The 23,770-nt window shown below is 66.3% G+C and carries 18 protein-coding genes; 8 read left to right on the forward strand and 10 right to left on the reverse strand.

Annotated features, from left to right (window positions below; genetic code table 11):
• The first annotated feature begins 75 nt into the window (after nt 1–75).
• The 3 genes from selD to IGS74_RS01525 all read left to right on the forward strand — a co-directional run bounded on the left by selD (nt 76) and on the right by IGS74_RS01525 (nt 2,127).
• Entirely contained in the window at nt 76–1,134 is a 1,059-nt protein-coding gene (gene selD, locus IGS74_RS01515; protein ID WP_192391292.1) for a selenide, water dikinase SelD, read from the forward strand.
• 73 nt (nt 1,135–1,207) lie between these two features.
• Entirely contained in the window at nt 1,208–1,585 is a 378-nt protein-coding gene (locus tag IGS74_RS01520) for a hypothetical protein (RefSeq protein WP_192388789.1), read from the forward strand.
• Nucleotides 1,586–1,683: 98 nt separating this feature from the next.
• Nucleotides 1,684–2,127, forward strand: coding sequence for a MarR family transcriptional regulator (locus IGS74_RS01525; RefSeq protein WP_192388791.1), 444 nt, complete (start codon nt 1,684–1,686; stop codon nt 2,125–2,127).
• Between the two features lie 24 nt (nt 2,128–2,151).
• On the opposite strand, the gene IGS74_RS01530 is transcribed toward IGS74_RS01525, so the two are convergent.
• A complete protein-coding gene (locus IGS74_RS01530; protein WP_192388793.1) occupies nt 2,152–5,631 on the reverse strand; it encodes an indolepyruvate ferredoxin oxidoreductase family protein in 3,480 nt (1,159 codons plus the stop codon).
• Nucleotides 5,632–5,790: 159 nt separating this feature from the next.
• A complete protein-coding gene (locus IGS74_RS01535; RefSeq protein WP_192388795.1) occupies nt 5,791–6,246 on the reverse strand; it encodes an Lrp/AsnC family transcriptional regulator in 456 nt (151 codons plus the stop codon).
• A 254-nt stretch (nt 6,247–6,500) separates the two neighbouring features.
• Here IGS74_RS01535 and IGS74_RS01540 point away from each other — a divergent pair, with 254 nt between their 5' ends.
• Nucleotides 6,501–6,773, forward strand: a complete 273-nt coding sequence (locus IGS74_RS01540) for a hypothetical protein (RefSeq protein ID WP_192388797.1) — start codon at nt 6,501–6,503, stop codon at nt 6,771–6,773.
• On the opposite strand, the gene IGS74_RS01545 is transcribed toward IGS74_RS01540, so the two are convergent.
• Both IGS74_RS01545 and IGS74_RS01550 read right to left on the reverse strand, forming a co-directional pair.
• Nucleotides 6,770–8,164 (reverse strand): M20/M25/M40 family metallo-hydrolase, encoded by a 1,395-nt coding sequence (locus IGS74_RS01545; protein ID WP_192388799.1) that lies wholly within the window; start codon nt 8,162–8,164, stop codon nt 6,770–6,772. The genes IGS74_RS01540 and IGS74_RS01545 overlap by 4 nt on opposite strands.
• A gap of 79 nt (nt 8,165–8,243) precedes the next feature.
• Nucleotides 8,244–8,828, reverse strand: coding sequence for a YqaA family protein (locus IGS74_RS01550; protein ID WP_245283061.1), 585 nt, complete (start codon nt 8,826–8,828; stop codon nt 8,244–8,246).
• Nucleotides 8,829–9,085: 257 nt separating this feature from the next.
• Between IGS74_RS01550 and IGS74_RS01555 the strand changes: the two genes are divergently transcribed.
• Nucleotides 9,086–11,077, forward strand: coding sequence for a PhoX family phosphatase (locus IGS74_RS01555; RefSeq protein ID WP_192388801.1), 1,992 nt, complete (start codon nt 9,086–9,088; stop codon nt 11,075–11,077).
• A gap of 21 nt (nt 11,078–11,098) precedes the next feature.
• Here IGS74_RS01555 and IGS74_RS01560 read toward each other — a convergent pair whose 3' ends face one another.
• From IGS74_RS01560 to IGS74_RS01580, 6 genes are all read right to left on the reverse strand, one after another.
• The gene (locus tag IGS74_RS01560) at nt 11,099–14,131 is read right to left on the reverse strand and encodes an efflux RND transporter permease subunit (RefSeq protein WP_192391293.1); all 3,033 of its coding nucleotides are present in this window, start codon (nt 14,129–14,131) and stop codon (nt 11,099–11,101) included.
• A 47-nt stretch (nt 14,132–14,178) separates the two neighbouring features.
• The gene (locus IGS74_RS20165; RefSeq protein ID WP_246722813.1) at nt 14,179–14,691 is read right to left on the reverse strand and encodes an efflux RND transporter periplasmic adaptor subunit; all 513 of its coding nucleotides are present in this window, start codon (nt 14,689–14,691) and stop codon (nt 14,179–14,181) included.
• Nucleotides 14,664–15,251, reverse strand: coding sequence for a biotin/lipoyl-binding protein (locus IGS74_RS20170; RefSeq protein ID WP_246722817.1), 588 nt, complete (start codon nt 15,249–15,251; stop codon nt 14,664–14,666). Before IGS74_RS20170 ends, IGS74_RS20165 begins: the two co-directional genes overlap by 28 nt.
• Nucleotides 15,248–16,327 carry an efflux RND transporter periplasmic adaptor subunit gene (locus tag IGS74_RS01570; RefSeq protein ID WP_192388805.1) on the reverse strand — a complete coding sequence of 360 codons (1,080 nt, stop codon included), beginning with the start codon at nt 16,325–16,327 and terminating at the stop codon, nt 15,248–15,250. Before IGS74_RS01570 ends, IGS74_RS20170 begins: the two co-directional genes overlap by 4 nt.
• Before the next feature lie 82 nt (nt 16,328–16,409).
• Nucleotides 16,410–17,960 carry an aldehyde dehydrogenase family protein gene (locus IGS74_RS01575; protein WP_192388807.1) on the reverse strand — a complete coding sequence of 517 codons (1,551 nt, stop codon included), beginning with the start codon at nt 17,958–17,960 and terminating at the stop codon, nt 16,410–16,412.
• A 20-nt stretch (nt 17,961–17,980) separates the two neighbouring features.
• On the reverse strand, nt 17,981–19,261 hold the full coding sequence (locus IGS74_RS01580; RefSeq protein ID WP_192391294.1) for an FAD-binding oxidoreductase: 1,281 nt from the start codon (nt 19,259–19,261) through the stop codon (nt 17,981–17,983).
• A 219-nt stretch (nt 19,262–19,480) separates the two neighbouring features.
• Here IGS74_RS01580 and IGS74_RS01585 point away from each other — a divergent pair, with 219 nt between their 5' ends.
• The 3 genes from IGS74_RS01585 (at nt 19,481) to IGS74_RS01595 (ending at nt 23,770) form a co-directional block, all read left to right on the forward strand.
• Nucleotides 19,481–20,368 carry a hypothetical protein gene (locus IGS74_RS01585; RefSeq protein WP_192388809.1) on the forward strand — a complete coding sequence of 296 codons (888 nt, stop codon included), beginning with the start codon at nt 19,481–19,483 and terminating at the stop codon, nt 20,366–20,368.
• Between the two features lie 91 nt (nt 20,369–20,459).
• Nucleotides 20,460–22,145 carry an aspartate-alanine antiporter gene (gene aspT / locus IGS74_RS01590; RefSeq protein ID WP_192388811.1) on the forward strand — a complete coding sequence of 562 codons (1,686 nt, stop codon included), beginning with the start codon at nt 20,460–20,462 and terminating at the stop codon, nt 22,143–22,145.
• A gap of 17 nt (nt 22,146–22,162) precedes the next feature.
• Entirely contained in the window at nt 22,163–23,770 is a 1,608-nt protein-coding gene (locus tag IGS74_RS01595; protein WP_192388813.1) for a bifunctional aspartate transaminase/aspartate 4-decarboxylase, read from the forward strand.

Here is a 23,770-nt window from a genome sequence, read left to right on the forward strand (position 1 = left end):
ATGGAAACGCCTCTTTCGCGCCCTACGATCACGTTTTGCGGGGCACGGATCGGTGATCCGCCGGGAGGAGCGATGATGGATTCGATCGATGGCAAGGTCCGGCTGACAAGCCTGGCACATGGTGGTGGATGCGGCTGCAAGCTGGCCCCCGCCGTGTTGCAGGACCTTTTGTCGGGCATGCCGAAGGCGGGCCCATACGAAAAGCTGCTCGTCGGCACCGAAACCGGCGATGACGCGGCCGTGTGGAATCTCGACGGACAGACCGCCATCATCGCAACCACCGACTTCTTCATGCCGATGGTGGACGATCCGCGCGATTTCGGCCGCATCGCGGCCACCAATGCCCTGTCGGATATCTACGCCATGGGCGGACGTCCGATCATGGCGCTCGCCATCGTCGGCATGCCGGTGAACAAACTGGATGCAGGCTCGATCCGGGCGATCCTGGCGGGCGGCGCGGAAGTGTGTGGCGGCGCCGGCATCCCGGTGGCGGGCGGCCATTCGATCGATTGTCCCGAGCCCGTCTACGGGCTTGCGGTCATCGGCACCGCCCGCGTCGACCGCATCCGGCGCAACGCCACCGCGCAACCGGGCGACCGGCTGATCCTGACCAAGGCGCTCGGCGTCGGAGTCTATTCCGCGGCTTTCAAGAAGGATGCTCTGTCGCCGGATGCCTATGGCGAACTTATCCTTTCGACGACGCGCCTGAACAGCGTCGGGGCCGATCTCAGCGAGGAGCCTGCGGTGCACGCCATGACGGACGTGACGGGCTTCGGTATCCTTGGCCATGGGCTGGAGATGGCGCGCGGATCGTCGGCGACGGTTGCCATCGAGGCGGGTGCCCTGCCCTTCCTGTCGCAGGCCGGGGAGTTGGCCCGGCAAGGCTTCGTCACCGGCGCATCGCATCGGAACTGGCAGTCCTACGGAGCGGATGTCGCCTTGCCGGATGGCCTGCCCGACTGGAAGCGTCATCTCCTGACCGACCCGCAGACCTCCGGGGGGCTGCTTCTCGCGGTCGATCCGGCCGAGGCCGGCCGCATACTTCTCTCCATACGCGAAGCCGGCTATCCCGCCGCCGCCGACATCGGCTCGATCCGGCGCGGGGAAGCTTGCCTCGTGGTCGAGGATGCCTGAACCGGCACGCGGAACGAAGCAATGGGCGCCCTCGTTTCCATTGCAATTGCCCTTCGCGACGGGAGATATCGAGATGAACCGCTTATCGGCCCTGCTTGCACTATCCATCCTGACGGCCATCGCCGGATCGGCTCAGGCACAGGATGCCACGCAGCGTCCGGGATGTGTGGATTTGTCGGAACAGGGATCGGAAACCGCGCCGGCGCGCGGTCCGGATTCCGGCACTGCCCCCGGCGGTGCTGGCTCGAGCGGCTGGACGGGCGGTCTTGGCGGCTCGGACATCGGCACCAGCCAGCAGGATGAACAGACGGCAGGGCCGACCCCGCACCCGCCTGTCGCAAGTGGCCTGGACCCGATCGCAGGCACGACCAACGGCCAGGGACCCGCAATGCAGACACAGGAGCGGCAACCGGCCGAGGGACAGCAACAAACTACTTCTGCACCTTGTTGAGCAGGTAACTACACCTTAAGGTTATCTTGGGTCCGGGCCATGTCGACAGGCATCCTGCTGGATAGCCGCTACAGGCCGGAAATGGAGGCCAGACGCCCTTGGTCGCAGACGATACGCGCTCCGATGCAGCGATTCAGGATGGTGTCAGCCGTCAGCTCCTGCGGGCTGCCGACCGGATGGTGCGCGTGCTGACCCGGCGCTTCGACCGATTTGGCATCAGCTCCGGCGAATGGCTTGTCCTCAGCGAGTTGTCGGGCACCGAACGCATGATGCCAAGCACCCTGGCCGAGCGCCTGGCGATGAGCCGCGGCGGCGTTTCGCGGCTGATCGACCGGATGGTGGAGCGTGGACTCGTGGAGCGCACCGGCGACCAGCTCGATCGTCGCGCGCATTGGCTTTCCCTGAGCGATGCCGGCAAGGCGCTGCTGCCCCAGATCAGATCGGCTGTCGCCGAAAGTGAGGAGAGCTTTCTGGCTCCCCTTCATCCCAGCGAAGAGAAGGCGCTTCGGCAGTTGCTGGCCAAGGTGTGCCGTCAGGACTGAGGCGGGCGCGCCTTCATCCTGCCGTCACTCCGCCGGTTCCGGAAGGCGGGGCTTGTCGGCTTGACGCGCCTCCAGCAGCGCCTGGGTCAGGCTGGCGCGCCTTGCGGCTGCGGCCGCGGCGCTGGCGGCCTTGACCGGGCCGAAGCCGCGGACGCTGTCAGGCAGGCTCAAAAGCTCGACCGCGATGCCGAGATCGCCGGCCTCCAGCCGCCGGAACACCATGTCGCAATCCGCTTCGTAAGTAACGATCGCTGCCCGCTCCTCCCGGCGCTCCGCACCATAGCCGAACGGATCGAGGGCGCTGCCCCGCAGCCGCTTGCCTTTGGCCAACAACCGCATGACCGGCAGGATCCAGGGCCCGAAGTTTCGTTTGCGCGGCCGACCATTGGAATCGGTGCCGGACAGGAAAGGCGGCGCCATGTGGAAGGTCATCCGCTTCACACCGGTGAAATCCCGTTTGAGGCTGTCCGCGAAGCGCCCGTCGGTGAACAGCCGGGCGACTTCGTATTCGTCCTTGTAGGCGAGCACCTTCGCATAATTATGCGCGACGGCGCGCACCAGCTTGCCGTGCGCCCCGGCTGACGCGTCAGCCACTTGCGCGCGCCTGACCAGGTCTCGATAACGCTGGGCAAGCGCCGTATCCTGATAGTCGGCCAGCATCGCGGCACGATGCTCGATCAGCCGCTCCGTGGTCATGTCGGCAAGCGTTTCGACGGGCGGCTGACCATCGCCCGCCAATGCCGCGATGCGCTGCGGCTCCGCGGCAGCGAGACGACCCCATCCGAACGCATCGAGATTGGCCTTCACGGCGACCCCGTTGATGCGGATCGCTTCCAGAATGGCGTTGCCCGACAGTGGCACCAGGCCCTTCTGCCAGGCGTATCCGAGCATCATGATGTTGGTGGCGATGGCATCGCCGGCCACGCGTTCCGCCATTTCGGTGAAATTCTCGAAATGGCTTCCGGGCATGACCGATTTGCCGATGGTGCCGGACACCAGCGTACGCCGGAAGTCGAAATCGGGGTCACGGACGAATTGCGCGACGGGCGTCAGATGCGTGTTGACGACGGCGCGCGTTCGCTCGTTCGATAGCAGGTTCACGCTTTCCTTCGAGGCCGCGACCACATCGTCCGCCGCGATCAGAAGATCGGTGCTGCCGCTGACGATGCGCGGGCATGTCACGTCCTCCGCCCGGCGCCCCAGGCGTACATGGCTGAGCACGGCGCCGCCCTTCTGAGCCAGACCGGCCATGTCCAGCAGCATCGGCGCCTTGCCGTCGAGATGCGCGGCCATGCCGAGGAGCGCGCCGATGGTCAGGACGCCGGTGCCGCCGACGCCGGTGATGGCGATATTGCAGACGTCCTCCAGCTCGGGCACGACCGGCTCCGGCACGGATGACAGGTCGGGCCCGCCCAAGGCGGCGCGGCGGCGCGGCTCGGCCCCCTCCAGCGTCACGAAGGACGGGCAGAAACCCTTGAGGCAGGAGAAATCTTTGTTGCACGAGCTCTGGTTGATGCGCCGCTTGCGTCCGAATTCTGTTTCCAGGGGCTCGACGGAGATGCAGTTGGATTGCACGGAGCAATCGCCACAGCCTTCGCAGACGGCAGGGTTGATGGCGACGCGCCTGTTGGGTTCCGGCATCAGCCCGCGCTTGCGGCGGCGGCGCTTTTCCGCCGCGCAGGTCTGGTCGTAGACGATGGCCGACACGCCCGGTGCTTCCCGGATCTCCCGCATGACGGCTTCGACCTCGTCGCGCGGGCGGATGATCGCGCCGTGCGGCAATTGCGCCGGGGCGTAACGATCCGGCGTCTCGGAGACGAGATAGATCGGCGACACGCCTTCCTGCTCGAGCTGGTGGGTGATCTGGACCGGGTCCAGATGGCCGTCCACCTTCTGACCACCGGTCATGGCGACGGCGTCGTTGAAGAGGATCTTGTAGGTTGCATTGACGCCGGCCGCCACGGCCTGCCGGATCGCCAGGATGCCGGAATGGAAGTAGGTTCCGTCGCCGAGGTTGACGAAGACATGCTTCTCGTCGGTGAAGGGCGCGATCCCCGCCCAGGCCACGCCTTCGCCGCCCATCTGCGAGAACGTCTCGCTGGAGCGGCCCATCCACGTCACCATGAAGTGACAGCCGATGCCCGCCATTCCGCGAGAGCCTTCGGGAACCTTGGTCGAGGAATTGTGCGGGCAGCCGGAGCAATAGAACGGCATGCGCGCGACGGGCGCCACGGCCTGCTTTCCGGCGTCCCGCCGCCGGCGGAAATGGGCGATGCGCGCTTCGATATAGGCCCGGTGATCGGGGTCGACATGCCCCATGGCCAGGATGTGTTCGCCGATGGTGATGGCCGCCGTGGCGACGCTCAGCTCTTCCGCCAGCGACAGGACCGGCCTGTCCTTATGGTCGAACTTGCCGATGATGCGGGGGCGCACGTCGGCCCGCCAGTTGAACAATTGCTGCTTGATCTGGTTTTCGATGATCTCGCGCCGTTCCTCGACGACCAGGATTTCCTCCAGCCCGACCGAGAACTCGCGCACGCCTTCAGGCTCCAGGGGCCACGGCATGCCCACCTTGTACAGACGAAGGCGGGCCCGATGGGCCGTCTCCTCGTCGATACCCAGCTCCTTGAGGGCCTGCCGGACGTCTTCGTAGGCCTTGCCCGAGGCGATGATGCCAAGCCGCGCGTCTTCGGCATCCAGGGTGACGCGGTCCAGGCGGTTGGCGCGTGCGAACGCGATGGCAGCATAGGCCTTGTATGTCTGGAGGCGGTTGTCCTGGGCCCATCGGTCATCGGGAACGCGCAGGTTCAGTCCATCGGCGGGCAACTGGAAATCGCCCGGTTCGGCGAAGATGCGCCTTTCGCCCGACAGATCCACCGAAGCCGTCGTCTCGACCGTGTCGGCAATCACCTTCATGCCGACCCAGCAGCCGGAATAGCGTGACATGGCGATGCCGGCGAGGCCGAACTCCACGAACTCATGGATCGAGGACGGGTAGAGCATCGGCATGACGGCCGCCATGAAGGCATGGTCGGACTGATGCGGAACGGTAGAGGATTTGGCGCCATGGTCGTCGCCGGCGATGGCCAGCACACCGCCATGGCGCGACGACCCGGCGGCGTTGGCGTGCTTGAACACATCGCCCGAGCGGTCGACGCCCGGCCCCTTGCCGTACCAGATGCCGACGACGCCATCCTTGCGGAAGCCGGGCGACACGGACGCCTGCTGCGATCCCCATACGGCAGTCGCCGCGAGATCTTCGTTGACGCCGGGTTTGAAGACGATCCCTTCGGCTTCCAGCTCGCGACGCGCCTTCATCAGATGCTGGTCGTAGCCGCCGAGCGGCGAGCCGCGATACCCGGATATGAAGGTACCCGTGTTCAGACCCGCTTCGCGGTCGCGTCGCATCTGAACCATCGGCAGGCGCACCAGCGCCTGCGTACCGCTCATGAAGACGCGGCCCTCGCGCGCGGAATATTTGCGGTTGAGTTCGTCGCTGGCCATCCGGTACCTCCCACGATGCCTGTTCCGGCGGAGTTGTCCCCCGCTCTTTGAAGGCATTCTAACCCTATGGAAGATGAGAACCTTTCCTGTTTTTTGTAGGCGGATGGCCGCTTGAAGGACGCGTGCTTCGCTTTCGGGCTTATTTGAGGATGGCCCCCCTCAAATCGGCAAAGGCGATCCGCTCTTCGACTTGCGCAGGACGACGGTGGAATTGAGCTCCGCCACATGAGGCAGGCGAGACAGCTTCGTCTTGACCAGCGTCTCGAAGCTTTCCGTATCGCGGGTCAGGATCGTCAGCACGAAGTCGTATCGGCCGGTGACGAGATAGCATTCCATGATTTCGGGCATGGCATTGGCGGCCTGCTCGAAGGCTTCCAGGCTGTCTTCGTCCTGGCGCCCCAGCTTGACCATGGTCAGGACCGTGACGAGCAGCCCGACGGCACGCTCATTGATGCGATATCGGCGGTCGCCGATGACTCCCTCGGCCTGCATCCGCCGGATACGCCGCCAGCATGGCGTGTGGCTGAGGCCGGCAGCGCGTCCGATGCGCTCGACCGACCCTTCCGGATCTCGTTGAAGAGCCCTCAGTATCCTCAAGTCAGTCGCGTCAAGCATGGGCCGCTCCGGATTGCGAAAAGCCGCTTCTTTGCCGTTAGCGCGCGTTTGCGCAAGGCCTCTGCACGTGTGTCGACGACTGTGAGGAACGGAGCGATGACGGCGCCGATCCTCTATAAATTTGCAGAAGATCCCAGGCCGAAGATAATGATCACTTAATATATGCGTCATACTGTCGCATTCACAAAAATGTCAATACTATAAATACTGTTTCACATTAACCTGATCATTTATACTATAGCAATAGGGTTTTCATGTGGCGAGATCTTGCCGGGACACCTGAAGCGCTGTCCCAGTTTCACGAATGGATCGTCGCCATCTACGATGACGCGGCGTCCTATGCGGTTAAACGCCTGCAGCTCCCTATCGCCCAGGCCGTCAACCACGCGATCTTACTGACGCTGGAGGAGCTGCAGCAGCGCAACGCCCCGGCCGAGCTGGTCGCCGAGATCGAGTCGAGGCTGACGCTCGAGCGCCGATCCCTGATGTTCAACCTCGCCCGGCAGCATGGGGTGCGCGCGGCTTAGACGCCCCTCCCCGACAGGGCGGCCAGAACACGCGCCCAGGAGCGTTGCCCCTTGTGGAAGGACGACATCTCGTACTTCTCGTTGGGCGAATGGATCCGGTCGTCTCCCAGCCCGAAGCCGATGAGAAGGGATTGCATCCCCAGCCGGCGCTTGAACTCGCCGACCACGGGGATAGACCCGCCCATGCCGATCATGACGGCCGGGTTCGGCCACTCGTCGCTCAAGGCCCGCCTTGCCGCTTCCAGCATCGGCGAATCGAAAGGCAGCTGGATCGCGCCGGAGCCGCCATGTTCATGAAACTCCGCCCTGCAGTCCGCGGGCAGGCGCTGCTGGACGAAAGAGCGGAAGCTTGACCGGACGGCCGCGGGGTCCTGATCGAAGACCAGCCGGAAGGATACCTTCGCCCGGGCCGAGGCCGGGATCACCGTCTTGAACCCCTTTCCGGTATAGCCGCCTTCGATGCCGTTCACTTCCGCGGTCGGACGCGACCATGTCTGCTCGAGCACGGAGCGCCCTTTTTCGCCGGCCGGCACGGACAATCCGACGCCGCCGAGGAATTCGGCTTGCGAAAAGTCCAGCCCGTTCCAGAGGGTCCGGATGTCCTCCGGCAGCTCCGGCACGCCGTCATAGAAGCCAGGCAGGGTCACCCGGCCTTCCGTGTCGTGCAGATCGGCCAGGATCTTCGCGAGCACGTGGATGGGATTGGCTGCGGCGCCGCCGTAATAGCCCGAATGCAGGTCCATCGATGCGGCATGGATGGTGACTTCCTCGCCCACCAGTCCGCGCAAGCCGGTGGAGATGGCCGGCGTATCGCGGTTCCACATGTTGGTGTCGCAGACGAGCGCCACATCGGCCGACAGTTCCGCCTTGTGCGCGTCCATGAAGGGCAGCAGCGAGGGCGAACCGGACTCCTCCTCCCCTTCCAGAAACAGCGTGACCCGGCAGGGCAGGCTTCCCGTTTGCCCGATATAGGCGCGGCAGGCCTCCACGAACGTCATGAGCTGGCCCTTGTCGTCGGCCGATCCGCGCCCGACGATCCGGCTGCTGCCGTCGTCCATCCTCTTCACCTGCGGATCGAAGGGATCGGTATCCCATAGCGCGATGGGGTCTACCGGCTGCACGTCGTAATGCCCGTAGAACAGGACGTGCGGCGCATCGGCGCCGGCGCCGTCGTGATGCGCCACGACCATCGGATGGCCTGGCGTATCGTGAAGCGCCACCCGAAAGCCGAGCCCGGAAAGATCGGCGACCAGCCATTCCGCTGCCTTCCGGCATGCGTCGGCATAGGCCGGATCGGTCGATATGGACGGGATGCGCAGGAGTTCCTTCAGCCGCTCGACGGACGCATCGAGGTTCGTATCGATCGTGGCGAGAACCTGTTCGAGTGACATGGCTGATCCTTCTTCCGGCGCTGTCGCTGGGTGCAGGATCTAAAGCATGGAAGCGGCGTTTGGAAATCCGTTTTGCTTTTCAGATAACGAAAGCCGCCATGGCGAAGCCGCCGACCACCAGGGCGACTGCCGCCAGCGCGACCTTGCGCGGATGCCGCCGGCTGATGTCCGTTGCGGCCGGCCCGAAGGCATAGAAGAGGGCGCAGGGCACGAAATAGCGCAGGCCCCGCCCCAGAAGGCCGACCAGGACGAAGGTCCAGAGATCGAGGCCGGTGACGCCGCTCGTGATGGTGATGACCTTGTAGGGGATCGGGCTCAGGGCACCGACCAGGACCATGATCCATCCCGCCTCGTTGAAGCGCGTCGCCAGCGCCTCGAAATCCGTCCCGAGCCCATAGAAATTGAGGATCGGCTGGCCGACCAGCTCAAACAGGAACATGCCGATGGCATAGCCGAGCAGCCCGCCGGCGACGGAAGACAGCGTGCAGATCGCCGCCAGCCGCCACGCTCGTCGCCGGTCGGCCATGATCATCGGCGCCAGCATCACCTCGGGAAAGGCAGGGATGACGGAGGCTTCCGCGAAGCACAGGCCGGCCAACGCCTTCTCGGCGTGGCGATGCGCGGTCAGTGCGGTCAGTTTCTGAACGAATCCGGCGGAGCCCAATCGGTCCTCGTGCGGCGGTGCGGGGGTCTGGCCTGCCTGTATAGGCGAGGAGATCGGGGCATGCCTATGACCTCTTGCCGCGGCGAGACCATATCGGGCCCGGAACCGGCCGTTCTCACGAAGATATGAAACAATCGGAGCCACCGGGAGATACCCCCGGCATCGCCCGAGGAGTGCTTCGGCGGCCGTGTCATTCGCCTGTCATTGCGCTCGCCTATCCCCGCCTTGGAAACGTTCCAGACTGCAAGGGGTGACAGATGGACAAGACGGTCAACGGCGCGAAACCTTTCCGGTCCAGCCGGCTGGAGGAAGCGGAGGGCGAAGGACTCAACCCGACGCACAACCGCACCATGGGTGAAATCATTGCCGCGCGTTTCTCGCGGCGGTCCTTCCTCCAGGGCTCGCTGGCCGCGACGGCGATTGCCGCCACGGTCAGCCCGCTGGCGCTGGCGGCGGCGGACGAGGCCAAGGCGTCATCGACCGCCTCGCGCTTCGACTTCGCCGAGGTCGTGGCCGGCGTGGACGCAGACCACCATGTGGCCGAAGGCTACGATGCGGACGTGCTGCTGCGGTGGGGCGACAGGCTGTTCGCCGACGCACCGGACTTCGATCCAACGGCCCAGACTCCCGAGGCGCAGGCCCGGCAGTTCGGCTACAATAACGACTATGTCGGCTTCATTCCGCTGGATGGCGCCGACGACCGCGGCCTTCTGGTCGTCAACCACGAATACACGAACGAACATCTGATGTTCCCCGGCATCGTAACCGTCGTCGACGGCGAGATCACGGTGGCCGAGGCCGACCGCACACGCGTCGACATCGAGATGGCCGCGCATGGCGGCACCATCGTCGAGATCCGCAAGGAGGGCGGCAAGTGGCGTCCCGTGCTGGACGGCGCCCTGAACCGGCGCATCACCGCGGGCACCGAGATGGCCCTGTCGGGCCCGGCGGCCGGGCATGACCGGCTGAAGACCAACGCAGACCCGACCGGGCGCCGTGTCCTTGGCACCGTCAACAATTGTGCCGGCGGCGTGACCCCATGGGGCACCTACATCATGGCCGAAGAGAACATTCACGGCTATTTCATGGGGGCGCTGCCGGAAGGCCACCGCGAAGCCGCGAACTACGAGCGCATGGGCATTCCGGAGGGCACCTATGCCTGGGGCCGGTTCCACGACCGCTTCGACCTTTCGAAAGAGCCCAACGAGGCCAACCGCTTCGGCTGGGTGGTCGAGGTCGACGTAATGGACCCGAACTCGGTGCCGAAGAAGCGGACCGCGCTGGGCCGCTTCAAGCACGAGGGCGCCGAATCCATCGTGGCGAAGAACGGCAAGGTCGTCTTCTATCTCGGTGACGACGAGCGCTTCGACTACGTCTACAAGTTCGTGACGGCCGGCACATACGATCCGGACGACCGCGCCGCCAACAGGGATCTCCTGGACGAAGGCACGCTCTATGTCGCCCGGTTCCAGGAAGACGGCACGCTGGAATGGCTGCCGCTGGTCCATGGCGAGGGGCCGTTGACCGAGCAAAATGGCTTCGCTTCGCAGGCCGACATCCTGATCGAGACGCGCCGTGCCGCCGACCTTCTGGAAGCGACGCCGATGGACCGGCCTGAAGACGTGGAGCCGAACGGCACCAATGGCCGCGTCTACGTCATGCTGACCAACAATACGCGCCGCAAGGACGACCAGGTCGACGCCGCCAACCCGCGCGCGTCCAACGCCTTCGGCCACATCATCGAAATCGCCGAGGCCGATGGCGATTTCAGCGCCACGCGCGGCACGTGGGAAGTCCTTCTGAAATGCGGCGACCCTTCGGTCGCCGAGGTGGGGGCGACCTTCTCCACCGCCACGACCGAGAACGGCTGGTTCGGCATGCCCGACAATTGCGCCGTCGATGCGGACGGACGCCTGTGGGTCTCAACGGACGGCAATTCGCCCAAGGCGACCGGGCGAACGGATGGTCTCTGGGCAGTCGACACCGATGGGGAAGCGCGCGGAACCTCCCGCCTCTTCTATCGCGTGCCCGTGGGCGCCGAGATGTGCGGGCCGCTGATGACCGACGACATGCAAACCATGTTCGTGGCCGTGCAGCATCCCGGCGACGGCGGCGAGGACTGGGACGGATTCGGCAGGCCCTCCTACTACGAGGATCTGTCCACCCGCTGGCCCGATTTCGACGAAGCGATGCCGGTGCGCCCGGCCGTCGTCGCCATCACCAAGACCGGCGGCGGCCGAATCGGCTGACCCAAGCACCGGGCGGGCGGCTCAGGCCGCCCCCTCGGTCTCCCCGGCCGGCTTGGCGTGCCCGTCTTCGTGAATGCGGAACCAGGCAACGTAGAGGGCAGGCAGGAACAGCAGCGTCAGCACCGTGCCGACGACGATGCCGCCCATCATGGCGTAGGCCATCGGGCCCCAGAACACTTCCCGCGATATCGGAATCAGGGCCAGGCTTGCGGCGGCCGCCGTCAGCAGGATGGGCCGCATGCGATGCTCGGTCGCCTCCACCACTGCGTCCCAGGGCGAGTCGCCCTCCTGGCGCGCATGTTCGATCTGGACGATCAGGATCACCGAATTGCGGATCAGAATGCCCGCAAGGGCGAGGATGCCCAGAATGGCCACGAACCCCATCGGCGAGTTGCTGGCCAGAAGGCCGATGACGACGCCGATGGAGGCGAGCGGCGCGACCGAGAACACCAGGAACAGCCGCTGGAAGCTCTGCAACTGGATCATCAGGATGGTCGCCATGATGAACAGCATCAGCGGCACGACGGCGATGATCGGGGCCTGGCTCTTGCCGCTTTCCTCCACGGCGCCCCCGATGGCGACGTTGTATCCGGCCGGCAGCCGCTCCGAGAACTCGGTCACGGCGGGCGTGAGCTGCCGCACGACGGTATCGGGCTGCACGCTGCCCTGAACCGCCGCCTGCACGGTGATGGTGGGCAGCCGCGAGCGGCGCCAGATGACGGGCTGCTCCATTTCGTAGGAAAAGGTGGCGATCGCCGCCAGCGGCACCGACTGCCCGCTGCTGCCCGGCAATTGCAGGTTCTGCAGCGTATCGATGGAGCCGCGCTCGGCATCCGTCGCCCGCGCCACTACGTTGACGAGGTAGATCGCGTCGCGGACCTGCGTGATGGTGGTTCCGTCCACCACGCCGTTGAGCGCGCCGGCGATGTCGGCGGACGAGACGCCGAGGCGTCGTGCCATGTCCTGCGAAACGTTGACGCGCACGACGCGGGCAGGCTCGTGCCAGTCGTAGACGACTTCGTCCAGATTCGCGTTGGTCGCCATCACCCCGGCCAGCTCTTCCGACAGCCGGCGCACGGTCTGGATATCCGGTCCGCTGATGCGGTACTGCACCGGCCTGCCGACCGGCGGGCCGATATCCAGCAGTTTCACAAAGGCGTCCGTGCCGGGAAACGTCGTTCGCAGATAGTCCTGCAGCGCGGTTCGTGTCCGGTCCCGCACGTCGAGACCCTTGGTCACCACCACGATCTGGCCGAAGGACGGGTCAGGCGTCTCGACGTCGAAGGACAGGATGAAGCGGGGCGCCCCCTGCCCGACATAGGCCGACCAGTGGTCGACGTCCGGGTTGTTCGCCAGCATCTCCTGCTCGAACTTCTGCATCTGCCGGTTCGTCTCGGCGATCGAGGCGTTCTGCGGCAGGGTGAAGTCGACGATCAGCTCGGGCCTGTCCGACGACGGGAAGAACTGCTGCTGCACGTGGCCGAGGCCATAGATGGATATGCCGAAGGCGATGACGGTCAGGCCGATGGTGATCCAGCGGGCCCGCATGGCGACGAGCAGGATGCGCTGGAACCCCCGCGCGAACCAGCCCTTCCGCTTCTTGTGGTCCGGCAGCGCGCGCGGAAGAAGCGTGACGCCGAGCAGCGGCGCGAACAGCACCGCCACGATCCACGAGATCAGGAGGGCGACGGCGATGACTACGAAGAGCGTGAAGGTGAATTCGCCGGCATTGGAGCTGTTCAGTCCGATGGGCACGAAGCCGGCCACCGTGACGAGCGTGCCGGTCAGCATGGGAAACGCCGTCGAGGTATAGACGTAGGTTGCCGCCTTTTCGAGCGGGTCGCCCACTTCGAGCCGGGCTACCATCATCTCCACCGCGATCATGGCGTCGTCCACCAGGAGGCCGAGAGCGATGATGAGGGCTCCCAGCGACACGCGCTGCATGGATATGCCCAGATATGACATGATGAGGAAGGTGATCGCAAGCACCAGCGGGATCGAGACCGCCACGACAAGGCCGGCCCGCAGGCCGAGGCTGATGAAGCTGATGGCGAGGACGATGGCGACCGCCTCGAAGAGCGCGCGGGTGAACTGGGATACCGCCTCGTCCACCACGACCGGCTGGTCCGCAACGCGGATCACGTCCACGCCGATGGGCAGCTCGGCGGTGACGCGCTCCATCTCGGCTTCCAGCGCCTCGCCGAATTCCAGGAGGTTGGAACCCGCACGCATGCCGATGGCAAGGCCGATGGCCGGTTGGCCATTGGCGCGGAACAGGGCCGAGGGCGGGTCGACGTAGCCGCGCGTGATCGTTGCGACGTCCGATAGCGGGAAGAAGCGATCGTTGATGCGCAGGTTGACGGCGCTGAGGCTGTCTTCCGAGGCGAACTGGCCGCTGACGCGGACCGACACGCGCTCCGGGCCGGCCTGGATGACGCCGGACGGGCTGATGGCATTCTGTGCCCGCAGTGTATCGATGATCTGCTGCTGGTCCAGCCCCAACGCGGCGATCTGCCGGGTGGAGAATTCCAGGTAGATGGCTTCGTCCTGCGCGCCCAGCACCTCGACCCGGCCGACATTGCGCACCGTCAGCACCTTGGCGCGGATATCTTCCACGATGTCGCGCAACTGGCGTTGGGTGAGCCCGTCGCTGACGAAGGCATAGATGTTGCCGTAGACGTCGCCGAAACGATCGTTGAAGAACGGCCCCTGCACCCCTTCCGGAAAGTTTGGCCTGATGTCGCCGATCATGCTGCGGACCTCTTCCCAGATCCGCGGCACGTCGCGGGCCTTGGTGGTATCGCGCAGATTGACGAAGACGGTCGTTACGCCGGGCCGCGTGACGGAGCGGGTGAAATCGAGCGATTCCAGCTCCTCGAGCTTCTTCTCGATGCGGTCGGTGACCTGGAGGGTCGTCTCCTCGGCCGATGCGCCGGGCCACTGGGCCTGCACCAGCATGGTCTTGATGGTGAAGTTGGGATCTTCCTCGCGCCCGAGGCCGATGTAGGAGAACGCCCCCGCCAGCAGGAAGACGATCATGAAGTACCAGATCATCGAACGGTGGCGGAGCGACCAGTCGGACAGGTTGAATGGCTCGGCTTTCAAATCGCTTCTCCGCCAATGCGCACGGCTTGTCCGTCCTCCAGCCGGTTGACACCGGCGGTGGCGACCGTTTCGCCACCCGACAGGCCGGATGTCACCCTGAAGCCCGGTCCGAACGGCTCTACGTCCACGGCGCGGCGCACTGCCCGCGTGCCGTCTTCGATGACGAAGACGAAGTCGCCGTCCGCCGTCCGCCTGACGGCGGATGCCGGCAGCGCGATCCCCGGTGGGCCCTCATCGGCCGGGAACACCCGGACCGTGGAGCCGAGGCGGAAATCCTCCGGGGGGGCGTCCAGCGTGATGCGGACGCGGCGGCTGCGTGTCGCCGGATCGGCGCTGGGGGCGATCTCCCGGACGCGGCCCGTCGTCGTCATGCCGTGATCGAGCTCCAGCCGCACGTTGAACGGCATGCCCACGGCCAGCGACGAAGCGGCCTGGTCGGGCACGTCGATGACCGCTTCCCGCACGTCCGGCCGGGCCAGCGTCAGGACCGTCTGGCCCGGGCTGACCACCTGGCCGACATCGGCGCTGGTGGACAGGACGACGCCGTCATATTCGCCTTGAGTTCGGCATAGCCGCGTTGTTCCTGCGCCTTGGTCAGCCGCGCCTGCGCACTCGCCACCTGCGAGGCGGCCGTGCGGCGTTGCCTGTCGGCGGATTCGAAGCTGGCCTGCGTCGATGCGCGCGCCGCCAGGAGTTCGCTTTGCCGGAAGGCCACCCCGGAGGCTTCGGCCAGCTGTGCCTTGGCGCTGATCAGGTCGGCCTCCGCCGACTGCACCGCAAGGTCGAGGGTGGTCGGGTCCACCGTCGCCAGCACGGCACCCTCCTGCACCGTATCGCCGGTCTCGACCGGCCGCGAGGTGATGCGGCCAAGGACGCGGAAGCCGAGATCGGTACGCACGCGCGGCTCTATCGTTCCCGTCAGCAGGAAGCTCGGCGTCTCGACGGCCACGACCTGCATGGCGCGAACGGGACGGATGGACGGGGCGGACGGCTCCTCCGCCCGGTTGCAGCCGGCCAGCGCCGAAAGCGCCAGCGCGAGGACCGGGAGGCCAAGGAAGGCGCGCCTCACGATCCGGCCTCCTCGATGACGGATACCTTCTCACCCGGACGAAGGAACTTGGTTCCGTCCACCACCACGGCCTCTCCTGCATCCACGCCCCCGGCCAGTATGATGCGGCCCGTTTCATAGGCTTGTATGCGCACCGGGCGCAGCTCCGTCGTGCCCGTGTCGATATCGACGACCCAGACCGCCGGCTGCCCGGCGTCGGACGCCAGCGCGCTCCATGGCACGATGATCCCGCGGGTGCCGGGCAGCAAGGCCTGTCCGACGACGGCGGAGCCGAGGTTCATCCGGTCCGGCACATCGTAGATACCGACCTTGACGCGGACCGTTCCCGTGGTGGTGTCCACGGCCGGCGAGATTTCCCGGATGCTTCCCGTCGTCGAAACGGAGGGGTCCGTGGCCAGCGAAAGGGCGATGTGATCAGTCTGGGGCCGCTCGAACAGGATGCGCTCATAGACGTGGAAGACGGCGTCCCTCGGCCCGTCCTCCGCCACGGAGAACGCGGTTTCCGCCGCCTGCACCACCTGCCCCACCTCTATGTCGCGCGCCGTGACGACGCCGGGGGCCGTTGCCCGCAACTGCGTGTAGGACAGCGCGTCGGCACTGGTCGCCTGCTGGGCCTGTGCGGCATCCAGCGACGCCTGCGCGGTCCGGACGGCCTCCTGCGCCTGCTCGAACACGCTGCGTGTCGTCAGGCCCTGCCGGTACAGCGCATCCTGCCGTGCAAACTCGGAATTCGCCTGGTCGAGCTGCGCCTGCGCCGCTTCCACGCCGGCCTGCGATGCGGCAAGGTCGGCCTGCTGCTCGCGCGGGTCCAGCCGGGCGAGGACGTCGCCCTCGGCAACGCGGTCGCCCACGTCGACGCTGCGCTCGGCCACGCGGCCGCCGACGCGGAAGGCGAGCGCCGTCTGATTGCGGGCCTGCACCTCGCCGGTGACAGCAGCCGTGGGCCTGTAATCGGAGAGTTGCGCCCGCTGCACGACCACCGGGACGATGGGCGTCTCGGGCTGGGCCTCGGGTGGCCGGCACGCCGCGACAAGGACGAGCAATGGCACGAAGACAAGAAATGGACCACGGGCCATGCGGTGTCCTGAAGCGGTTTACAGGCTGTATGCCACCCTCAGTTATTGATGGTTCCGCAAGCCCGGTCAACGTGCCGTTTTGTCAGCCGACATCGAACTTCACACCCTGCGCCAGCGGCAGCGTGCGACCGTAGTTGATGGTGTTCGTAGCCCGTCGCATATAGGCTTTCCAGGCGTCCGAGCCGGATTCACGGCCACCGCCGGTTTCCTTCTCGCCGCCGAAGGCACCGCCGATCTCGGCACCGGACGGGCCGATATTGACGTTGGCGATGCCGCAGTCCGACCCGCTCGCCGACAGGAACAACTCGGCCTCGCGCAGGTCGTTGGTGAAGACCGAAGAGGACAGCCCCTGCGGCACGCCGTTCTGCAGGGCGATCGCCTCGTCGAACGCATTGTAGCGCACCACGTAGAGGATCGGCGCAAAGGTTTCTTCCAGCATCGGGCCCGTCTGAGCCGCCATTTCCACCAGGGCCGGGCGCACGTAGTAGCCACCTGCCCCGACGGTAACCCGCTCGCCGCCGGACACCGCGCCGCCGGCCGCGCGGGCGGCCTCAAGCGCCTTCTGCATCGCCTCGAAGGCCGCGGCGTCGATCAGCGGGCCGACGAGCGTGCCCTCGCTCATCGGATTGCCGACGGCGACGGAGGCGTAGGCCGCTTTCAGCCGCGGCACCAGCGTATCGTAGACGCTGTCATGCACGAACAGGCGGCGCAGCGTGGTGCAGCGCTGGCCCGCGGTGCCCATCGCGGCAAAGGCGACGCCGCGCAACGTCAGGTCCAGATCGGCCGACGGGCAGACGATGGCTGCGTTGTTGCCGCCGAGTTCCAGCAGCGACCGTCCGAAGCGCGCCGCGACGCGCGGACCGACGGCGCGCCCCATGGCGGTCGAACCGGTGGCGGAAACCAGCGGCACCTTCACGTTGTCCACCATGGCCTCGCCCACATCCCTTCCGCCGATAAGCACCGCCGACAGTCCGTCCGGGGCCGTTCCGCCATCGGCGCGAAAGCGCGCCAGCGCCCGGTCGAAGAGGGCCTGCGTCGCCAGGGCGGTCAGCGGGGTCTTCTCGGAGGGCTTCCACACGGTGGCGTTGCCGCAGACGAGCGCCAGCGCCGCGTTCCACGACCAGACCGCGACGGGAAAGTTGAAGGCCGAAATGATGCCGACGACGCCAAGCGGGTGCCATGTCTCCATCATGCGGTGCTCGCCGCGTTCGGTAGCGATGGTGAGGCCATAGAGCTGCCGCGACAGGCCGACGGCGAAATCGCAGATGTCGATCATTTCCTGCACTTCGCCCAGACCCTCGGACGTCACCTTGCCGACCTCGATGGATACCAGCCGGCCCAGTAATGCCTTGTGCGCGCGCAACTCCTCGCCCAGCAGGCGCACCAGCTCGCCGCGCTGCGGCGCCGGCACCAGGCGCCACTTCGCAAAGGCGGCATCCGCTGCCTCGATCGCCCTGGCTACGCCCGCCGCGTCCGTTTCGGCAAGGGCCGCGAGCGTTTCGCCGGTCACGGGCGAACGCACATCCAGCGTGCCGCCCGACAGGTCCGAGGCAGGCCTGCCGAGCGTATCGAACAGGGCCGCTACTTCGGCGGCGAGGCCTTCGGCGGACCGGATGGGTGACGAAAGGGTCATGGGTGTTCTCCTGGTGCGGATCAGATCCGGGATGTGAGGTGGGCGACCTGCGCCCCGTATTCATAGATGCCTTCGCGCACTGTCCGGAAGCGCTGCGGGCGTGCATCGCTGAGCGGCAGTGGCAGGTCTTCTTCACGCAGGCCCCCCGTCAGATACCGGGCCAGGACCTGGCCGAACACCGTTCCCGGCGCGATCCCGCGGCCATTGTAACCGCTGAACGAGAAGACCCCTTCGTCGAGCCTGTGAAAGCGCGGCAGGGCATCTTCTGTCATGCCGATCATGCCGAACCATTCGGATTCGAACTGCACGGGCCCGAGCTGCGGAAAAAGACGCTTCAGCGTTGCCGCGGCCCAGCGCCGATGGATGGCCCGGCCGGTTCCGCGCAAGGCACCGACGCTGCCGACGACCAGACGGTCATGCACGTCGAAGCGGAAGGATGTCAGGATCTCCTTCGTGTCCCAGCATCCCTGCCGGCCCGGCAGGATGGACCGGGCGAGGTTTCCGGACAGGGGGCGGGTGGCGATGTTGAAATAGGGCAGATGCACGAGCTCGGTGCGCAATTGCGGCCAGCACGCCTGCGTATAGGCGTTCGTCGCCGCGATCACCCGCGCCGCCGTGACCGCCCCTTGCGGCGTTTCGAGCCGCCAGGCCCCGCCGGTGCGGCGCGCGGCGCGCACCGGGCTCCGGCAGAACAGGCGGGCGCCGGCGTCGACCGCGGCGCGCGCCAGCCCCCGCGCATAGGCGAGCGGCTGTATGGTACCGGCGCGCCGATCCAGCAAGGCGGAACTGTAGATCCTGCTGCCGATCGCCTCGGCCGCCGCGTCGGCATCCAGATAGTCCACCGGCGCGCCCAGCGCCTGCCACTCGGCTGCGCGCCCGGCCAGCTCCTCGGCCCCCGCTGCGCCGACGCCACAGTGCAGCGTACCCGCCCGGTTGGCCTCGCAGGCGATGCCATGCCGCTCGATCAAGTCGAAGACGACGGCCGGCCCGCCGCCCAGAAGGTCGAGCAGCCGCTTGCCATGCACAGGGCCGAGGACGTTGGGCAACTCGCGCGGACGGACCCACATGCCGGCATTGACCAGGCCGACATTGCGTCCCGATCCGCCGAACCCAGCCTCCTCCGCCTCCAGGACGATGACATCGACGCCCTGTCCGGCAAGGTGCAAGGCGGCCGAAAGCCCCGTATATCCCGCCCCGACGATGGCCACGTCGGCGGTTCTTTCACCGTCCAGGGCCGGCGCCGCGGGCGCCGGCGGCGCCGTCCGCTCCCAAAGCCCGTGGGTCCTGTCGTCCTGTCGCATGTAGGGAAACCCGCGCATGAATCGGGCGGCATCATAGGACGACCGACGCCGGGGATGCCATGCGAAGATTGGTCCGGCCGACAGTCCCTTACGGAATGTCGGCGTGAATTGCGCTCTAAGCCGGATTGCGGACGCCGACCGCCGATGGGGTGAATTGCCCTACGCCCGTGCGGGCCTGTCTACTGGCGCCAAGGTGAAACGGCAGGAGACTACGGACGCATGACGGCAGGATCGATCTTTCGGGTGGGCGGCTGCGTACTGGCGCTTGCGATGGCGATGACGTTCCAGGCGGTAAGCGCCGAGGCCACGGAGCGCGCCTTCTCGACGCGGGTGGTGGAATCCGGCCACAGCCTGACCGACCCGATACCGCCCATGTTGTCACGCATGGTCGTCGCCGCCGGCGGCAAGCCGAGCATCGCCCGCTCCACCATCCCCGGCAGCCCCATGGATTGGCGGCGCAACAACCCGACCGATCCCCTGCCCAACGCCTGGACCGATATCCAGGACTACGAATTGCTGGTCCTGACGGAGCGGGTCTCGCTGTCCACCACCGTCCAGTGGCACGACTCGGAAAACGAGGCGCTTCGCTGGGTCGAAAATGCGTGGACGAAGGGTAATGGCGGCAAGGGCGCGGAGACCATGCTGTACGCCAGCTGGATCCACATCACCAGCGGACCGAACTTCGATAATTTCAACAAGGATCCGGAAGGCCACGTGCCCTTTCGCCTGCGCCTGCCGATGGAGTGGGAGCGCTGGGAGAAGATCGCGGCGCATGTGAACGCGAACCGGCCGGAGGGCATGCCCCCGGTCCGGATGATCCCGGGGCCGCTGCTGTTCGCCGCTCTCTACGATGCCGTCGAGGCGAAGCAGGCGCCCGACCTCGAGACGATGGAGATGCTGTTCACCGACGCCATCCACATCAACGATATCGGCGCCTACTTCATCAGCCTCGCGCATTACGCGATGATCTACGGCCGCGACCCTCGCGGACTGCCGGCCGATGTCGGCCAGGACCAGCCCCTCACCCCTGCCCTGGCGGCCTTCATGCAGGAACTGGTCTGGAAGGTCCTGAACGATTACGAGGGCTCGGGGCTCGCCCCGGCCTGATCCGGGTTGCAGATTCGGCCACGACCGGCTTTCCATGGCCGAACAAGGCCCTAGCTGACTGTCGCACGATCGCTTTGCGAAGGGGCGTGCGATGGAATGGGTTCACTCGATCCTCACCCGATCTCCTGAGATTGCCCTGTTCCTGTCGCTTGCGGGCGGGTATGCGCTCGGCAAGGTGCAGTTCGGCAAGTTCCAGCTGGGCGGGGTCGCGGGCTCCCTCCTCGTCGCGGTGGTGATCAGCCAGTTCGGCGCTACCATCGACAATGGCGTCAAGACGCTCCTGTTCGCGCTCTTCATTTACGCGGTTGGCTTCGAAAGCGGACCCGGCTTTTTCCGGTCCCTCGGCCGGCAGTCGATCCGCGAGATCGTGCTGGCCGCCGTTCTGGCCGTCACCGGGCTCGCCACCGTCATCGTCTTCGCGCGGCTTTTCGGCCTCGACAAGGGATTGGCAGCCGGCGTGGCAGCCGGCGCCTTGACGCAATCTGCCATCATCGGCACGGCCAGCTCGGCGCTGGCGCAACTCGATCTGGCGGCGGAGGAAATCCAGCGCCTGCAAGGCAATGTGGCGGTGGGCTACGCCGTCACCTACATCTTCGGCTCGTTCGGGGCCATCATCGTCTGCGTCAACATCCTGCCCTGGCTGATGGGCCGGTCCATCCGCGACGACGCCATGAAGGCCGAGGCCGCGCTTCTGGCCGGCGCGCAGCAATACGGCGCGGGTGAGTCCCCCGCCGTGCCGGACCTCGTCGGGCGTCTGTTCCGCATCGACGGGGCGGCCGGCCGCAGCATCGCGGATATCGAGGCCGCGGCGGCGTCCCCGATCAGCGTCGAGCGCGTCAAGCGCAACGGCTCCATCATCGGCGTCGAGCCCGACCTCATACTCCAGAAGGACGATATCGTTCTTCTGGTCGGGCGGCGCGGGGGCGTTCTCGAAGGGTCGACCGGCCTTGGGCCCGAAGTGCCTGCATCCGAGGGCATGGACGTGGTCATGGTCAGCCGCGATATCTCGCTGACCTCGCGCGATTTCGTGGGCCGCACGGTCGGCGACATCATGACGACGACCGCGTCCGCGCTGAAGCACGGCATCTACGTCACCGCGCTCAAGCGCGGCGGCGCCCCGGTGGCGATAAAGCCCGACGAACGCGTCGAGGCAGGCGATGTCGTGACCGTCTATGGCAGCGCCTCCGACGTCGCCCGCGTGGCGAAGGCGGCCGGCACGCCGATCCTGCCCAGCGACAAGACCGATTTCGTCTATCACAGCCTCGGCATCGTCGCGGGCCTGCTGGTCGGGCTTCTGGTGCTGCGCATAGGCGATGTGCCGCTGACGCTGGGGGCCGGCGGCGGCGCCCTGCTATCCGGTCTCGTCTTCGGCTGGTATCGCGGCCGCAACATGGCCATCGGCAACCTGCCGCTGCCCGCCTCGACCCTGCTGCGCGACCTCGGCCTTGCCGGCTTCGTCGCCGCCGTGGGGCTGCAATCCGGCCTGCAGGCCGTCAGCACCGTGCGCGAAAGCGGCATATCGCTGTTCCTGATCGGCGTCGTCGTGACGCTGCTGCCGATGCTGATCACCATGCTGGTCGGGCGATATGTCCTGAAATACGACAATACAGCCATCTTCGCCGGCGCGCTTTCCGGGTCGCGCAGCGCCAACCCGGCCTTCGGCGAAGTGCTGGACAAGGCCGGAAACTCGATCCCCACCGCACCCTTCGCCATCACCTACGCGCTCGCCAACGTTTTCCTGACCCTGCTCGGGCCACTCGTCGTCGCGTTCGCCTGAACAGGGAGTAGCCTTCGATGTCCACCGATTACAGCCAGTACGCCAAGCTCAGTCCGTTCGAACTGAAGGACGAGCTGATCAAGCTGGCCTCCGGCAAGGCCAACCGGATGATGCTGAATGCCGGCCGCGGCAACCCCAACTTCCTGGCTACCTTGCCGCGCCGGGCCTTTTTCCAGCTTGGCCTGTTCGCCGCGGCGGAGTCGGAGCTTTCGTTCTCCTACCTTCCCAACGGCGTGGGAGGGTTGCCGAAGATCGAAGGTATCGAGGGTCGTTTCGAACGCTTCTGCGCCGACAATCGCGGCAGCGAAGGCGTTCTTTTCCTGGCCCGTGCGATGAGCTACGTGCGCGACCAGATCGGCCTTTCGGCATCGGACTTCCTGCACGAGATGATCGAGGGAATCCTCGGCTGCAACTATCCTGTGCCGCCCCGGATGCTGCGGCTGAGCGAGAAGATCGTCCGCGACTATATCGTCAAGGAGATGATCGGCGGCAACGTGCCGACCCGCAGCATCGACCTGTTCGCCGTCGAGGGCGGCACGGCGGCGATGGCCTATATCTTCCATACGCTGCAACAGAACGGGCTGATCCGGCGCGGCGACAAGGTGGCCATCGGCAAGCCCGTCTTTACCCCCTATATCGAGATCCCGGAGCTGGAGGAATACGGGCTCAAGCAGGTCTCGCTGGACGCCGACCCCAACGCCCACTGGCAATATCCGGATACGGAGCTGGACAAGCTGAAGGACCCGGCGGTCAAGATGTTCTTCCTCGTCAATCCGAGCAATCCGCCCTCGGTCAAGATGGACGAGCGCAGCCTGCACCGCATCGCCGATATCGTCGCCAGCGAGCGTCCCGACCTGATGATCCTGACGGACGATGTCTACGGCACGTTCGCGGACGACTTCCAGTCTCTCTTCGCGATCTGCCCCGCAAACACGATCCTGGTCTATTCCTTCTCGAAATACTTCGGCGCGACCGGCTGGCGCCTCGGTGTCGTCGCCACTGCCAAGGACAACGTGATGGATGGCGCGCTGGCGGCCCTTCCGGAGACGGAACGACAGGCGCTCGACCGGCGCTACCAGTCCATCGTGCCCGACGTCTCGGCATTGTCGTTCATCGACCGGCTCGTCGCCGACAGCCGGGCCGTGGCCCTTAACCACACCGCCGGCCTTTCGACGCCGCAGCAGGTGCAGATGGTGCTGTTTTCGCTGTTCGCGCTGATGGACGAGGCGGACGGGTACAAGGCCGAGCTGAAGAAGCTCATCCGCCGGCGCGAGCGCGCCCTTTACCGCGAGCTCGGCATGCCGCCGCAATCCGATCCGAACGAAGTGGACTATTATACCCTGCTCGACCTCGAGCCCATCGCCCGGCATCTGCACGGCGACGCCTTTGCCGCCTATGTGGTGGAAAAGGCCACCGCCGGCGACATGCTGTTCCGCATCGCCGACGAAACCGGCATCGTGCTTCTGCCCGGAAAGGGGTTCGGTACGCACGAGCCGGCCGGCCGCGTTTCCCTCGCCAATCTCAACGAGTACGAATACGCCGAGATCGGGCGTGCGCTGCGTCGGATGGCCGACGAGTTCCACGAGGCCTTCCTGCAGGAAAAAGGCGGCACACCGGCCGCCTGA

The organism is Aureimonas sp. OT7 (assembly GCF_014844055.1).
Classification (GTDB): Bacteria; Pseudomonadota; Alphaproteobacteria; order Rhizobiales; family Rhizobiaceae; genus Aureimonas; species Aureimonas altamirensis_A.